General features: G+C 58.1%; 14 protein-coding genes and 1 other RNA gene. 5 read left to right on the top strand and 10 right to left on the bottom strand.

Annotated elements, in window-relative coordinates; genetic code table 11:
* Positions 1–11 precede the first annotated feature (11 nt).
* The 4 genes from FBAL_RS14945 to smpB all read right to left on the bottom strand — a co-directional run bounded on the left by FBAL_RS14945 (position 12) and on the right by smpB (position 4039).
* Positions 12–962: an AraC family transcriptional regulator gene (locus tag FBAL_RS14945; RefSeq protein WP_013346419.1), complete on the bottom strand. Its 951-nt coding sequence runs from the start codon at positions 960–962 to the stop codon at positions 12–14.
* A gap of 364 nt (positions 963–1326) precedes the next feature.
* Positions 1327–2847, bottom strand: coding sequence for a cytochrome c3 family protein (locus tag FBAL_RS14940; RefSeq protein WP_013346418.1), 1521 nt, complete (start codon positions 2845–2847; stop codon positions 1327–1329).
* 275 nt (positions 2848–3122) lie between these two features.
* Positions 3123–3482: a transfer-messenger RNA gene (ssrA, locus tag FBAL_RS20000) on the bottom strand.
* 68 nt (positions 3483–3550) lie between these two features.
* Entirely contained in the window at positions 3551–4039 is a 489-nt protein-coding gene (smpB, locus tag FBAL_RS14935; RefSeq protein WP_013346417.1) for an SsrA-binding protein SmpB, read from the bottom strand.
* A gap of 87 nt (positions 4040–4126) precedes the next feature.
* Here smpB and FBAL_RS14930 point away from each other — a divergent pair, with 87 nt between their 5' ends.
* Both FBAL_RS14930 and FBAL_RS14925 read left to right on the top strand, forming a co-directional pair.
* Positions 4127–4561 (top strand): SRPBCC family protein, encoded by a 435-nt coding sequence (locus FBAL_RS14930; RefSeq protein WP_013346416.1) that lies wholly within the window; start codon positions 4127–4129, stop codon positions 4559–4561.
* Position 4562: 1 nt separating this feature from the next.
* Positions 4563–4901, top strand: coding sequence for an RnfH family protein (locus FBAL_RS14925; RefSeq protein WP_216086842.1), 339 nt, complete (start codon positions 4563–4565; stop codon positions 4899–4901).
* Positions 4902–4972: 71 nt separating this feature from the next.
* Here the strand turns inward: FBAL_RS14925 and FBAL_RS14920 are convergent, their stop codons facing one another.
* The 3 genes from FBAL_RS14920 to recN all read right to left on the bottom strand — a co-directional run bounded on the left by FBAL_RS14920 (position 4973) and on the right by recN (position 8412).
* On the bottom strand, positions 4973–5344 hold the full coding sequence (locus tag FBAL_RS14920; protein WP_013346414.1) for an outer membrane protein assembly factor BamE: 372 nt from the start codon (positions 5342–5344) through the stop codon (positions 4973–4975).
* Between the two features lie 97 nt (positions 5345–5441).
* A complete protein-coding gene (gene yiaY, locus FBAL_RS14915) occupies positions 5442–6593 on the bottom strand; it encodes an L-threonine dehydrogenase (protein WP_013346413.1) in 1152 nt (383 codons plus the stop codon).
* A 148-nt stretch (positions 6594–6741) separates the two neighbouring features.
* On the bottom strand, positions 6742–8412 hold the full coding sequence (gene recN, locus FBAL_RS14910) for a DNA repair protein RecN (RefSeq protein WP_013346412.1): 1671 nt from the start codon (positions 8410–8412) through the stop codon (positions 6742–6744).
* 149 nt (positions 8413–8561) lie between these two features.
* Here recN and FBAL_RS14905 point away from each other — a divergent pair, with 149 nt between their 5' ends.
* A complete protein-coding gene (locus FBAL_RS14905; protein WP_013346411.1) occupies positions 8562–9260 on the top strand; it encodes an SDR family NAD(P)-dependent oxidoreductase in 699 nt (232 codons plus the stop codon).
* 3 nt (positions 9261–9263) lie between these two features.
* Here FBAL_RS14905 and nadK read toward each other — a convergent pair whose 3' ends face one another.
* Positions 9264–10148: an NAD(+) kinase gene (gene nadK / locus FBAL_RS14900; RefSeq protein ID WP_085949587.1), complete on the bottom strand. Its 885-nt coding sequence runs from the start codon at positions 10146–10148 to the stop codon at positions 9264–9266.
* Between the two features lie 93 nt (positions 10149–10241).
* Between nadK and grpE the strand changes: the two genes are divergently transcribed.
* Entirely contained in the window at positions 10242–10856 is a 615-nt protein-coding gene (gene grpE, locus FBAL_RS14895; protein ID WP_013346409.1) for a nucleotide exchange factor GrpE, read from the top strand.
* A 129-nt stretch (positions 10857–10985) separates the two neighbouring features.
* Here the strand turns inward: grpE and FBAL_RS14890 are convergent, their stop codons facing one another.
* A complete protein-coding gene (locus tag FBAL_RS14890; RefSeq protein ID WP_013346408.1) occupies positions 10986–12329 on the bottom strand; it encodes an FMN-binding protein in 1344 nt (447 codons plus the stop codon).
* 187 nt (positions 12330–12516) lie between these two features.
* Between FBAL_RS14890 and FBAL_RS14885 the strand changes: the two genes are divergently transcribed.
* Positions 12517–13692, top strand: a complete 1176-nt coding sequence (locus FBAL_RS14885; RefSeq protein WP_148226760.1) for an FAD:protein FMN transferase — start codon at positions 12517–12519, stop codon at positions 13690–13692.
* A 76-nt stretch (positions 13693–13768) separates the two neighbouring features.
* On the opposite strand, the gene FBAL_RS14880 is transcribed toward FBAL_RS14885, so the two are convergent.
* A complete protein-coding gene (locus FBAL_RS14880) occupies positions 13769–14797 on the bottom strand; it encodes a porin (RefSeq protein WP_049779527.1) in 1029 nt (342 codons plus the stop codon).
* Between the last annotated feature and the right edge of the window lie 445 nt (positions 14798–15242).

Genomic DNA, 15242 nt, shown 5'->3' with positions numbered 1-15242 from the left:
CAGGGCGTGGGTCAGGCGGGATGGTGTTCCGGACGGAGCGTTGATTCAGCTGCCGGCGTCTCCGGCTCTTCAAACATCCCCTCCTCGTAATACCGACTGCGGTACGCCGAGGGAGTCACGTTATTGAAGCGCTTGAAGTACTTCACAAAGTTCGTTGTATCGTCAAAACCCAGCTCAAACGCGATGGACTGAATGGAGCCCCCTTTCATCGACAGCTTGCGGGTGATCTCCAGGTTGAGCCGGAAATCGATGATCTGCTTTGCCGTTTTGCCACAGCAGCGCCGGCACAACAGGTTGAGTGACTTATAACTCAAGCCCACTTTGTTGGCGTAAGTCTTGGCCTCCCGGTGGTCAGTAAAGTGCTGCTCAACCTGCTTAAGAAACTCGTTGAAGCGTGCTCTGTCCTCATCGTTGGCACAGGAACTACCAAGCCGCCGGGCCTGCGCCAGCCTGAGCATCAACGCGGAGAACAGCAGTTGGGTAACGACGTCATCGCCCCCTTTCTCCTGTTGTGAAATGGCAATTTCATGCAGTAACGTCTGGCAGGTTTGGATCAGCGCCGGGTCCAACTTCAGAACCGGCGAGTAGGCCAGGCTCATGTGCACGGGCACGAAGTAGGATTTGCGAATGTTGGCGGAGCACTCGGTAAAGAACGCCGGTGTGATCCGCAGCATCTTCCCTGTCGGCTTGTCGGTGGGGTCGAAGGCGTGTGTCTGTTCCCGGTTAACGAAGATGATGCTGCCATCCTGATAGGGGTAATCGATGCCGTCGATCTGATGGCGACCCTGCCCCTGCTCGATGAAGATCATGCAGAAATACTCGACCGGGTGGGGGGCATAGGGATCGGCGTCCTGATAGGTCGCGAGTGACGCCAGATCCGCCAGCTCAGACACCTCAATGCCCGGACAAGAGTCGGAGGAGAGCTGGTCTCTCAGGGTCGGCAGGTTGTCAAAACGGTTCACAATATTGCCCTCAATACCCCCCAGCTGGCCTGACGGCCATCAAAGGGAAACGCGAAGATGCCTGAAGTCTTGATTCTAATTCATCGGTGACCAAGGCCATGATTACTTTCAGCGCCTTATGGTTTGGCCCGCAGGATGAGCAGGTTTCCAGTTTTGTGAAAAAACGTACTGTTTCGCGGAACAACAGCACAGGTCCAGCCGGACCGCCAAATGGTCAATTCGATACCAGGTTGAAAAAATGTGAAACGGGTCTGTGGGATCCATACGGTGACTTGCTCCGCCACTGAGAATAGGGAAGGGGGAGTGTCGGCCGGGTTTATTGACAAAAGGGGGCAATCGACCGCGACAGCCCCCTCTTATCCGATTACTTGTGCACCGTGGTAAGGGTGCGTGCCCGCTGTTCATAATCCTGCTGGTGGCAGCGCTTACAGGCTTCCACTGCCCGCAGCCAGGGCTGGCGGTAACGACCATCTGCCGAGTAGTGGTACGCCGAGTCTGACGGCTCAGACAGGTCAATCTTAAAGATGTGCGCAGAGGTTGGCATATGACAATCTGTACAAGCCGCCATCTTCTCGTGGGCTTTATCGTTGAAGGCCATTGTGTGGCAATCCTGGCAGGCGGTTTTCAATGCGCCGGCGTGTTCCGGTTTGTCCCGGTTTACCGTCGATTTGTGCGGGTTGTGGCAATCGGTGCATTGGAAGTCGCGTTTGGCCCCTTCGGCGATGCCGGTATCCGGGTCCATCCCCAGCAGACCATCCAGCGTGTAGCGCCCGCCATAAGCGTATTCGGTAACCCGTCCCCCCAGGCTGTCGCCACCAAAGTCTTTATTGTAGTGACTCATAAACGAGGGGTAATGACGCTGGCCATCTTCAGAGTGGCACTCACCGCAACTGATCGCTTCGCCAAAGCCCATGCCCGGGCTCAATAGCGTTGCCCGGGAGCGGCCCTGGGCCACACGGGTGATGTTCTCTTTGGTCGGCATGGCGATGTGCTCGCTGCCAGCACCGTGACACGCTTCGCACTGAACCCCCGGTTGCTCGAAGGTGCCGGTCATGCCGGGCAGGTCATTCTGTCGTTGCCGATGGCGCAGATCGCCGGGCTGTTTGGTGTAATCCAGCCAACCGGTGGTGTGGCAGCGGCCGCAAACGTACGGACGGGTATCGTGACCGTCTCCCCGGGTCGGCACCGGAATGATGTGCTCAGGACCGAAAGGTTCGCCATCGGCTGGCAGGTCCAGTCGGGCATTGTCACCGGCAAAGATGTAGCCGTTCTTATCCAGAAACATCACGGTGCGCATATAGCCGCCGATGACATGGCTGACGTCTTCAAACCCTTGCGGATCACCCTGCGAACTGTTCACCCCTTTGACGAATTTCAGGGCGCCAGACACATCGGTGTAGGGCAGTTCGGGTGCCTGGCCATCCTTGATTGGGCTCAGCTTAAAGTTATGTCCAGTCAGCAGGAAGGACTCTTGATCGATGTGACAGGTCAGGCAGGCCTCGCTGCCCACATAGCTCAGGTGGTGGGCTTGAACCGTCACCTCAACATAGGAGTGCCGCTGCGCGCCTTGTGCACTGGTCAGGGTGTAATCCAGGCGGGCAACGCCAATCTGTCGGGGCTGAAAGCGGATCCGGTTATTCTCAACGCTCGCCACCCCCTTCTCCGCCTCGACGGCAACCACATCTAAGCGCCACCCATCCTGGTCATCGCCAATGTGGCTGATGGGATTGATCATCGTGACCTCGCCAATCACCGCAGAGGTGGTCAACGGTTCGGGGGACGTTGGGGCTTGGCCGCTGCAACCCGCGATGGTCGCGCTCATCATGGCTACGGCAATCAGAGCGAACTGGCTCTCTCGTTTGGTTCCGGCCCAACTGTGTTTCATGGCTGATCCTCAGGACTTCATCACACCTTCTTGAATTGGCGAGAAAATAAAGTTCAACACCGGTCGGGAACAGGTAGAAAAAGGGAGCCGAATGGTTGATTGCATACCGGAGTCGGAATGTGTGAATTGGATCGTCCGATGCCACGGGACGGAAGGTTGGGGGAGGGCTGGGAGCTGGCAGAGGAAGCGGGTTGGTAAGTCTTTGGAAAGACAGAATTTACCGGAGCCAGAAAACCAAAAAGCCCATCCTTTCGGATGGGCTTTTCAAACGCGTTTGGTGGAGTCGGCGGGAGTTGAACCCGCGTCCGAAATACCTACACCGTCGGTCCTACATGCTTAGCCATCTCATTTAGTTAACCCGTACGACGCCGAGTGGCAGGCTTCGCTAGGGCGAGTCCGATTAGTTTTAACGCTTCACCTACGGACAAAGGTTCCACGCGATCCTACAGGGTTTGACTGCCTTGAATCCTCAGCCAGTAGGCGGGGCTTTGGAGGCAGGCTCTCTACTGCTTATTAGGCAGCGAGTGCGTAGTTTTCGTCGTTTGCGACTATTTTTTTGCGGCTTTTTACGTGGCCAACCGCCCCACGGCATGCACCTTGGGCTTTAATATCCCGTCGAATCCTGAATCGACCCCAAGTACTTCGTCAGTCTACCACGGCTGGCTCGGCGGCGCCAAGCCATAACTGGATAGATCGACAGCAATCAGCGCATCGAGCCTTTCATCACGCGGGCTTTCTCCCGCTGCCAGTCGCGCTCTTTGCTGTCCTGGCGCTTGTCGTGCGTCTGTTTACCCTGGGCCAGGGCAATCTCCAGCTTGGCGAACGACTTCTTCCAGTACAGCGCCACCGGCACGATGGTGAGACCCTTCTGCTCCACCTGGCCAATCAGCCGGTCCAGCTCGCGGCGGTTGAGCAGCAGCTTACGGGAGCGCATGGGTTCACACACCACGTGGGTGGAGGCGGTGTTCAGCGGGGTGATGTTGCAGCCCACGAGGTAGGCCTCACCACGTTGGATGATCACATAGCAGTCGGTCAGGTTCACTTTACCTGCCCGCATGGATTTGACTTCCCAGCCCTGCAGGGCCAGACCCGCCTCAAACTTCTCGAGGAACTTGTACTCGTGCTTCGCTTTTTTGTTCAGCGCGATGGTCGAGGAAGTGGGCGTGGATTTCTTTGCGTTTTTCTTTGCCATAGGCGCAGCATTATACCCGCCCGACGCCATTTTGGTATCGTCTTCGCTGTGGCAAAATAGCCCAATTCCGAATTTGGGAGAGGTTATATGCCCGAGATCAATCGAAGCGCCCTGGTGCGCTTCAGCGCGCCGCAGATGTACGCCCTGGTGAACGACGTTGCGGCGTACCCGCAGTTCCTGCCTGGCTGTGTTGGCTCCGAGGTGCACGAGGCCGATGACGCCCAGATGCGTGCCTCGGTTTCGGTGCGCAAGGCGGGCATTGCCCAGACCTTTACCACCCGCAACACCCTGGTGGCGGATTCCGAGATTGCGATGGCGCTGGAATCCGGTCCGTTCCGGCAGCTGCAGGGCGTTTGGCGTTTTCTGCCGCTGCGCGAGGACGCCTGCAAAGTGGAGCTGAGCCTCAACTTTGAATTCACCAATGCGCTGGTGGAAAAGGCGTTCGGTAAGGTGTTCAACGAACTGGCCCAGAACATGGTGCACGCCTTCTCCGAACGTGCCAAGGAGGTCTACCGTGGCTGAGATGATGCAGGTGGAGGTGGTGTACGCGCTGCCGGATGAAGCCTTTATCCGTAAGTTGATGGTGCCGGTGGGCAGCACGGCGGAGGCGGCCATCGAAGCGTCCGGCGTACTGGCGCGGTTTCCTGAGATTGATCTGACCAAACTGAAGATCGGCATCTTCAGCCGTACCGTAAAGCTGACTCAGGTGCTGGAACCGGGTGAGCGCGTCGAGATCTACCGGCCGCTGATTGCGGACCCGCGCGAGGTGCGCAAGCGCCGGGCAGAAAAAGCGAAGAGCGAAGGTCGCGCTGATGCGGTGACCGGTGGCAAGCCGAACCCGCTGCGGGCCAAGCCGGAATAACGCTTCGACTACTGCAACCCGAAAACAAAAGGGCGGCCATTGGCCGCCCTTTTTGCTGTCTGATGGTGCGGTTACGGACGACCGCCCTGCAGTGGGGTGTTGAAGTTGTCGCTCAGGGTGTAATCCCCGTCGACGGAGACCACCGCGTCATCGGCAAAGTGCACCACCAGCTCTTTGCGGGTGAGCTCATTGGTGCGGCCATTCTTAAACTGGTAGACGTAGTACCAGGTGTCGGAAGCGAAGCTGTCACGCAGCACCGGGCGGCCGAGGACAAACTCCACCTGCTCGCGGTTCATGCCAATACGCAGCTTTTCCACCTGATTCTGCTCGATAAAATTCCCTTGAGGGATGTCGATCTTGTAAACCATCCAATCGAAGACCGAGCAACCGGTGACACCGGCACTGAGTGCGGCGGCCACCATCAGCATCCTGAACTGCTTCATCCTAATCTCTGCGTTACCTTGGCGTTAGAGAGGCATCATAACCAAGCCGGGGGGACAAAAAAAGCTCCCCGGAGGGAGCTTTTGGTGGCCAGGGCCGTTACATGGCGGCCTGGAAGATGGCGCAGATCTCCTCGTGAGTGGCCTGTTTCGGGTTGGTCAGGCCGCAGGCATCGTTCAGGGCGTTGGTGGCCAGAGTCGGAATGTCCTCGGCTTTTACGCCCAACTCGGTCAGGTTGGCCGGGATTTGGATGTCGGCGGACAGGGTGCGGATGGCGGCCAGGGCCTGTTGGGCTGCTTCGTCATCGCTCATACCACGGGTATCCACGCCCATGCAGCGGGCAACGCCGGCCAACTGACGTGCTGCCACCTTGGCGTTGTACGCCTGCACGTGGGGCAGCAGGATGGCGTTGCAGACGCCGTGGGGCAGGTCATAGAAGCCGCCAAGTTGGTGGGCCATGGCGTGCACGTAGCCGAGGCTGGCGTTGTTAAAGGCCATGCCGGCCAGGAACTGGGCGTAGGCCATCTGTTCCCGGGCTTCGATATCGCTGCCGTCTTCAACGGCGCGACGCAGGTACTGGCTGATCAAAGCGATGGCTTTCTCGGCGCAGGCGTCGGTGATCGGGGTGGCGGCGATGGAAACGTAGGCTTCCACGGCGTGGGTGAGCGCGTCCATGCCGGTGGCGGCGGTCAGCGCTTTGGGTTTGGCCAGCATCAGCTCGGGGTCGTTAACGGACAGCAGCGGGGTGGTGTGCTTGTCCACGATGGCCATCTTAATGTGACGGGCTTCGTCAGTGATGATGCAGAACCGGGTCATCTCGGAGGCGGTGCCGGCGGTGGTGTTGATCGCCACCAGCGGGGCTTGCGGTTTGGCGGATTGGTCGACCCCTTCGTAATCGCGGATATCGCCACCGTTGGTGGCCACCAGAGCGATGCCCTTGGCGCAGTCGTGGGGAGAGCCGCCGCCGAAGGAGATAACGAAGTCACACTGGTGCTGGCGGAACAGGGCCAGGCCGGCTTCGACGTTGGCGGTGGTGGGGTTGGGCTGAACGCCATCGAAAACCACCGAGCCGATCCCCTGTTGACCCAAGGCTTCGGTCAGTTTGGCCACCAGCCCCAGCTCAACCAGTGGGGTATCGGTCACCACCAGCCCCTTGGTAAAGCCCAGGGTGCTGATGTCCTGGATGGCATCATCCAACGCACCACGACCTAAGGTATTGACGGAAGGGATAAAAAACTTAGTTGCGGACATAGGCGTCCTCCTAGTTTTAAGCTTTGAGAAATCGGGTTCAAAAGGCTTCCTAGGGGTAACGCTAGCATTGCCATAGGGGCATCGGCGTGATCCGGATCAGGCTTTTGTCCGCCCGTTCCCGATCCAGTTCACAACCGACTCTGACTGCTCAATCCGTGTCCGACACCAGCAGTTCGCGGGCATTGGCCAGGGTGTTGTCGGTGATGGTATCGCCACCCAGCAAACGGGCCAGTTCCTGCAACCGGGCTTCTCCCAGCAGCGGCGTCATGCGCGTTTCGGTGCTCTTGCCCTGGCTCTGTTTGGCCACAAACATGTGGTTATGGCCATTCCCCGCCACCTGGGGCAGGTGGGTCACACAGAACACCTGAGTGGACTGGCCCAGCTGGCGCAACATGCGGCCGACGACGGCGGCGGTGGGGCCGGAGATCCCCACATCCACTTCGTCGAAAATCAGGGTTGGGGTGGCCACCTTCTTCGCGGTGATCACCTGAATGGCCAGGCCGATGCGTGACAGTTCGCCACCGGAGGCGGATTTGGCGATGGGTTGCAGCGGCTGCCCCGGGTTGGTGGTAACGAGGAACTGCACCCGGTCTGCCCCGGTGGGCGACAGCGCGTCGGCACGATGCTCGACGCTGATCTGGAAGCGGGCATGGGGCATGGCCAGGGCTTTCAGATTGTCGGTCACCAGTTTATCCAGTTCACGGGCGTAGCGCTGGCGGCTCTTATTCAGCTTCAGGGCACGCTCGGCCAGTTGCTCACGGGCGGCATCGCGGGCCTCGCCCAGCTGTTCGATCTGTTCGTCACTGCCTGCCAGGTCGGCCAGCTCGTCCGCCAATTGCTGGTGGTGCTGGGCCAGTTCATGGGCGGAGACCATATGCTTGCGGGCCAGGGTCATGGCGCGTGACAGGCGGTTTTCCAGCTCATTAAAGCGCTCTGGGTCCATCTCCAGCCGGTCGCGATAGCGCTCCAGTTCGCTGCTGCTCTCCTGCACCTGAATCAGGCCTTCGTGCAGCATGTTGGTGATGTCGGCCAGGGCCGGGTCTTCGCCGGCGAGGGCATCCACCTGACTGATGGCTTGCTGCAACAGGGCCTGAACGCTGACCTCATCCCCCTCACTGAGCAGATACAGAGCGCGTTGGCTTTGTTCCAGCAGGGTGCCGCAGTTGGCCAGGCGGCGGTGTTCCACCTCAATGGCTTCAAACTCGCCCGGTTGCAGGGCGAATTCGTCCAGCTCCTGTACCTGATACTCCAGTAACTGCGCCCGCGCCTGGCGCTGCTCCTGCTGCTCTTTGAGCTGTTTCAGCTGCAGGTCGAGGGATTTCCACTGCTGGTAGGCATCCTGACACTGTTTCAGCAGGTTGAAGTGACCGGCGTACTGATCCAGCAGGGCCAGCTGCGTATCGCTGTGCAGCATGCCGTGATGGGCATGCTGGCCATGGATGCTGATCAGGGTTTCGCCCAGGGCTTTGAGCTGGGAAAGCGGCACCGGATTGCCGTTGATCCAGGCGCGGGAGCGCCCCTCACTGCTGATGCTACGGCGCAGGATGCACTCTTCGTCGTCGTCCAGGGCGTTGCTGCGCAGCCACTGCAGGGCAGCGGGGATGGCGGCAACGTCAAAGCGGGCGGAGATCTCAGCCCGCTCTGCGCCGGGGCGCACCATGCCGGCTTCGCCACGACCACCGAGGCAGAGGCTGAGGGCATCGATGGCGATCGATTTCCCTGCGCCGGTTTCGCCGGTGATGGTGGTCATTCCGGGGGCAAAATCGAGTTCCAAAAATTTTACGATGGCAAAATTGGCAACCGTCAGTTGAGTGAGCATGACGCGTCCCTGTGTAGTTAATCTGTGTCGTTAACTGTGCAGATAAACAGTGCTGTACGGAGATACAGTATATGCGGTTTTTTTACCCGGTAAAGCGGCGGGCCTAAAATTTTGTGCGTACGCTGACATTTTGCCTGGAGGAGCGGGTCATGAGTGCAGTGGCGGTGGTAACGGGCGCCAATCGGGGGATCGGTTGGCAGGTGGCATTGCAGTTGGCGGAACGGGGATTTCAGGTGGTGCTGAGTGCCCGCGATGCCGGAGCGGCAGAGCGTGCGGCGGCGGAGATTCGTCAGCGCGGCGGGCAGGCGCTGCCCTATGCATTGAATGTGCGGGACCCGCAGGCGGCGGCTGGGTTAGCCGGCTGGCTGGAGACCCACTTTGGCCAGGTGGATGTGCTGGTCAATAACGCCGGGGTGTTTCTGGACAACGACGTGTCACTGATGGACCTGAGCGACGAGGTGCTCAACCTGACGCTGCAAACCAACCTGCTGGGGCCCATCTATTTGTGCCGTGCCCTGGTGCCACTGATGAAGGCCAAAGGGTATGGCCGCATCGTTAACGTCTCATCAGGCTACGGTGCCCTTAACGACATGGGGCCCTATATCGCCGCTTACCGTATCTCCAAGGCGGGGCTGAATGCGCTGACGGCGGAACTGGCGGCGGAGCTGACGGACACCAATATTAAGGTGAACTCGGTCTGCCCGGGCTGGGTGCGGACGGAGATGGGCGGCGCCAGCGCGACACGTTCGCCGGAGGAGGCCGCTGCGGATCTGGTGTGGGCGGCCACCCTCGACGAAAAAGGCCCCAGCGGGGCCTTTCTGCGGTATCGCGAAGTGATCCCTTGGTAGGGGTCAGAACAACTTGCTGCCCCAGCCCAGTTTGCTGCGCAGTACCTGAAAGTAGCTGTGGCCTTTGGGGTGGATCAGGCGCAGCGCGTGGTCCGCCTTGCGGATGACGATCTCATCGCCGGGCAGCGCCGCCAGAGTAATGTGGCCATCACAGCTGACCTCCAGTGGCCGACTGCCCATGTCCGGTGACGCGATAAGTTTCACCTCGCTGTCGCCGTCCACCACGATGGGGCGGCCTGACAGGGTATGGGGGAACATCGGCACCAGAATTACGGCGTTCAGGTTGGGGGTGAGAATGGCGCCTCCGGCGGAGAGGGAATACGCGGTGGAGCCGGTGGGGCTGGAAACGATCATGCCGTCGGCGCGCTGGCTGTACATAAAGCGGCCATCGATATACACCTCGAACTCGATCATGTGCGCCACTTTGCCCGGGTGCAGTACCGCTTCGTTCACTGCGGTATTGCAGGCTTTGAGCTCACCATGACGATACACCTCCGCCTGCAGCAGGAAGCGACGTTCAATATCGAATTCGCCAGCCAGCACCCGCTCAAGCGGTGCCTCAAAATGTTCCGGGTCGAGATCGGTCAGGAAGCCCAGGTTGCCCCGGTTCACCCCAATTACCGCGACATCGAAGCGGGACAACACCCGCGCGGCGCCCAACATATTGCCGTCCCCGCCCACGACGATGGCCAGGTCACATCGCTGTCCGAGAGTGGTAAGGTCAACGCGTTCGGCTTTATCGCAGCCGAGGTGTTTGGCCACCCGCTGTTCCAGCAGTACCTCGTAGCCCTGTTTGCGCAGCCAGTAAAACAGCCGGGTCAGGGTCTGGTTGGCGCCGTCATGATCCGGTTTGCCAATCAGGCCGATGGTATGGAAGGGATTGGTCATGATGTTGTTGGTGTTGGCCCTTGAAGTGGCGGAGTTCGTCCCCATAATAGGCTCAGTGATTTATTGAATAAAGTGGTTTTGCCTGGAGTTGAGATGGCTGACAAGCAGCAAAAAGTAGCGCCGAATGAGGAAATTGAAGCAACTGAGACTGACGCGGTAGAGCAATCCGCCGAGGAACAAGTGCACGCCGAGGACGCTGCCGCCGAGCGCATTGCCGAGCTGGAAGCGGAGCTGGCCAAGGCTCATGACACCATCGCCGGACAAAAGGACAGCGTGGTTCGCGCTGCCGCGGAGGTGGAGAACATCCGCCGCCGTACCGCACAGGACGTGGAGAAAGCCCACAAGTTCGCACTGGAGAAGTTCGCCAATGAACTGCTGCCGGTGATCGACAACCTGGAGCGCGCTCTGGAGGTCTCCAACAGCGATGACGAGGCGATCAAGCCGATGCTGGAAGGGGTGGAACTGACCCTGAAGAGCATGCTGGCCAGCGTGGCTAAGTTTGGTATTGAGGTGGTTGATCCGGTAGGCGAAGCCTTTAACCCCGAGTTCCACCAGGCCATCTCCATGCTGCCGAGCGAGGAGTTCGCCGCCAACACCGTGATCTCGGTAATGCAGAAAGGCTACGCTTTGAATGGCCGCCTGCTGCGCCCGGCCATGGTGATCGTATCCCGTGGCTCCGATGCCCCGTCAGTGGATACCCAGGCCTGAGCCTGAAATCATCGCAAAAAGCCGCCTCCGGGCGGCTTTTTTGTGCCTTTTTCCCCCGACAAGGGCACAAAAAAAGCCTCCCGAAGGGGAGGCTTTGCAGGGAATAATGACGTAATGGGTTGAGCCGGTTCAGCCTTTGCTGTGCTCGGCGACCACACCGTCCGCACGCATCTGTTGGTACAGTGTGTCGGCCAGCTTCAGGTAGTTCGCCCAGCTGGTGGACAGCTTGGTAAAGCCGGTGGCGGCGTAGCTGCCGGTGTCGCCGGTCGCAGGCAGGTCGTTGATGTCGAACATGGAGCCGCCTTCAACGATGTGGGCTTCCAGCGCATCAAACATCACGTTGAAACCGATGCGGGCCGGCTCTTCGTAACCGATGGACTGGTACTTGGACTGACGGTAGAACTTCTTCAGCGACGCGTCGGTGATCTGGGCTTTCTCGTCCGCGAAGATCTCGTCGTAGTAAACGTCGACAATCTGCTGAGTGTTGGTGTCGACCACAAAGCGCAGCATTGCGGTCAGGCCGGTCCACTTACCCTTCTCATCCAGCAGCTTCTCGGCTTGCTGGTAGAACTTCAGGGTGGTGCCTTCACCAGTGATGCGGCTGTGGATCTTGGCGGTCAGCGGCACCATGGACTGCTGAATGGAGTTGGATGCACCGGCCACGATGTCCAGGTCCTGGTACTTCAGGCGGTTCGGCTCTTTCAGCTTGTTGGCCAGCTTGGGATCCCAATCCGGGTTGAGTTCAAAGGTCAGCTTGTCCTCTTCCACCATCAGTCGCTCCATGGTCAGGGAGGACTGCACCCAGGCAGTGCCCTTCTTTTTACCCATGGAGAAGTTGTACTCGGACATCCGCTTCGGCACGTTCTGGTACAGGCGGGTGTAGTAGTTGGGACGGCCATCCTCGTTGAACTCGGCGAAGATCACGTCGCTGGGGTTGTTGCTGTCGACAACCACGGCCATGGAGCCCATATGGCCCTGGCGGAAGCGTGCTTCTTCGTAGTAGTAGTCGCCTTTAATCAGGCCCAGTTGGGGCTGAATGGACCACTTCAGCTTGAACTCCTCCTCGTCAGCCTGCTTGGCGGCAACGGTTTGAAACTCCGGCTGAGAACCGTCTGCCCGCGGCAGGTCGTTGATGGCACGCAGAATCCCGTTAGAGGAGATGGTGGCACCGGAGACAGCGTCGATCCCTTCATGGCCGTTGTTGGCGACGATCTGCGGCAGCAAACGCTCGGCATTCAGGAACAGTGATTCCGTTTCGTTGTGGGATTTGGTTTTGATCTGCTGGATCTTGCCCTGCTCAACCACCACGGTCAGTACGATGTCACTTTTCTTGCCTCTGGCGGACACGTCGTGGGTGCCATCTACGTATTTGCCAGCCGGGGCTGTCGCGGAGCAACCTGCAACGGCCAGCGCCACTGCAGAGCTTACCAGGCACAACTTGATGCGATTAAAGTGGTTCACGGTCTCACCCATACTTTTCTGATGAATAGTGTATGAAGGTGAGAATAGGGAATTGGTGGTTTTGGACAATTGCGGAAAACCACTATATCCGGGTGTTTTTATTTGAAATTGTGATCCCGATCGCCATGATTTAAATTGCTATTCCGGATGATGGGTTGTGCTAAGATATTTTCATCCCAATCCAGCAATCGGTTGTTTGATGAAACCAAAACAAATTGTGTGCGCAATAGCACTTCTTATGCCTGCGTCCCCTGTGTTCTCAAACGCGGATGTTATTGCCGATCAACTCCCGGCAAAAACAAGCGAGCGAAATCAATTCGATACTCAATGTGAGCTCGATGGCATTATTTCTGAAACGTCGGGTTATACCAATCTGACCACACTGAAATACTTTGGTACCTCCATCGCCATCCAGGTTTATGATGCCGGGGAGGGCGATGCAAAACAGGCGTTGTGTGACAGCCTGGCCACCATCAAACGACTCCATCAGCAGGGGTCGGATTACCAGACCTATGATGGGGTGGTGAATATCCGCTCCATCAATAATGCGCCCACCGAGGTTCACAAGATTGACCCGGAGTTGACTGAGCTTATCCAGGCCGGCATCGACTGGCACCGGATCTCCAAGGGCTATTTTAATATTGCCGTTGGGCCCGTGGTTCAGCAGTGGCGCCAAAAACGCAATGCTTGCGCCGAGCCGGAAGCGGCGGATAACGGGTGTTCGCTGCCGTCGCCGCAAGCGATTGAAAATGCCTCAAAATACACGGACATCAGCAAGATAAACCTCGATGTGGATGCTAACACCGTCACGCTGGGTGAAGGGATGAGCCTGGATCTGGGCGGGATTGCCAAAGGCTGGATGGCAGAGAAGGTGAAAGACCAGTTGGTGGCGGCCGGGATGCGCTCCTTTGTGATCAACGCCGGTGGCAACATTCGTCACTGGGGCCGCCATCCACAAGGCCGTGCCTTTGTGACGGCGATTGAAGACCCGGTCTGTAAGAAATATGACTTTCAACCAAGCCAATGTCAGCAACTTGAAGGGCAGTTTCACGAAATTGTGGCTGGAGAAAACCTGACGATTGTTTCCAGTGGTAATTACCTGAAGTATTACCGTGTTGGTGATAAAGAGTATCACCATATCATTAACCCGAATACGGGGTACCCCAAAACCGAAGGGGTGTCTGTCTCTGTGGTAATGAATGAACAGCATATTTATGCCGACGTACTGTCAACAACATTGTTTCTTATGCCAATGAAAGAAGCGATGGATATGGCCGAATCCATTCCCTATCTGGAAGCGGTTTGGTATCTGGATGAACAGGGAAATAAAGTGTCAACCAGCGGGTTTGAAAAGTACCAAATAGAGATGAACTAAAAAAAGGGCACCGATTCGGTGCCCTTTTTTATCATCCACCGTTACACGCTAATGAGATGCAACGATGGCCTGTGGTTCAGAATTGGTATTTCAGACCAATACTGGCGATGCTGTCATCAAAGTCGCTGTAACCGTCCACGTTGTAGTGGCCCAGTTCGGTGTGCATGGTGACCTGACGCGCCATCTTGTATTCCGCACCCAGTGCCATCTGAGTCACGGTCGGGGTTTCGTCGCCACGATATGCGCCCGCCTTATAAACCTCGTTGGCCACCCGGCCGGTACCGGAATCGTCCTGACCAAACTGCGCCTTCAGCTTCCAGGCGTTGTACTGGTACTGGGCGTTGATGATGTAGCCAAATCCGTCGCGGGACTCATAGTGGGTGGTGTCTTTGTTGAACCCTTCCAGTGCCTGGGTGCTTTGCACAATCACACCCAGTTTCAGGTTATTGATTTTGTACTGTGCTACCGCCCGGATCGCTTCAATCCCCTCAATGCCATTGCCGTAAGCGGCGGCCAGGTAGAAGTTACTTTGGGAGAACTGCTTGTCGCCGTAGGTCAGTGCCAACTGGTAGTTGTCGTCATAGGGGCTGTTGGCGTCGTCCTTGAGGATGACGCTGGCACCCAGATGGATGTTGTTCCACTTTGCAGAGCGATACTCCAGAGAGTCACCGTGGCGTTTGTTACCGGCAAACACCCGGTCCATGGTCATGGTGGTCAGGCCGAAGATGTCGGCACCGCCCTTGATCATCTTCAGCACCGGGTCGATGCGGCCCGCAGAGATCGCACCTGCAACGTCGTGCTTTAAGCCGATGTACGTCGGACGGGAGGAGAAGGTGTCGCCGTTGTCGTCGGCGTTCAGTCCCACCTCAGCACGATAGAATAGTTCGGTGCTCTCGGAGATGGCGTGGGTGCCGCGCAAACCCAGTCGGGTGAAGTTGTTTTCCAGCAACCAGCCGTCCTGACCGGTTTGCTGGGTGCCCACGCCTGAGGAGCTGTGAGTGATGGAGTAATCCAGAGTGCCGTAAAAGGTCGGCATATCGGCCTGGGCATTGGCAGAGAGAAACAGTGCGGTGGTACAGGCTGCAGCGAGCGTGGAACGTGTCATCGTGTTCATCAGTTATCCCAGTGTTTCGGACCTTACTGGCCCGGTGGCTTCTGGATGCCAGGCAGTGCGCGTTGCGCAATGGCACCCGCCGAGTGGTGGTGGCCCCGCCGGGGCGTTATCGACGCTGGGATTACAACCGAGGGTGGTTTGAACCCGATATAGTGGTTTTCCGAAGGGGCCGGTGAGCGGTGAGGGTGGTCACGATGCTGACAGAGCGATAATGGATAAGTTGGTTATTTCATTGGGTGAATTTGGTGGGGCGGCTCCCGATTTTGGCGAAAGCGACATTGCGATCACATTTTGCTGAGGGGGCGCGTTCACACGCCGTCGGGATGCCACATTTGGGCGTAAAGGGGACTAGTGGTTTTCCGCAAACCGGCAAGGGATGTGACCTTGACGCCGTCGGCCAGGACCAAATTGCGTCACAATAGCTGTCAAACCGCGT

Origin of the sequence: Ferrimonas balearica DSM 9799, assembly GCF_000148645.1 — a bacterium.
Lineage (GTDB): Bacteria > Pseudomonadota > Gammaproteobacteria > Enterobacterales > Shewanellaceae > Ferrimonas > Ferrimonas balearica.
The sequence above is the reverse complement of the archived record's forward strand: the minus strand, read 5'-3'. Positions and strand labels throughout refer to the sequence as shown.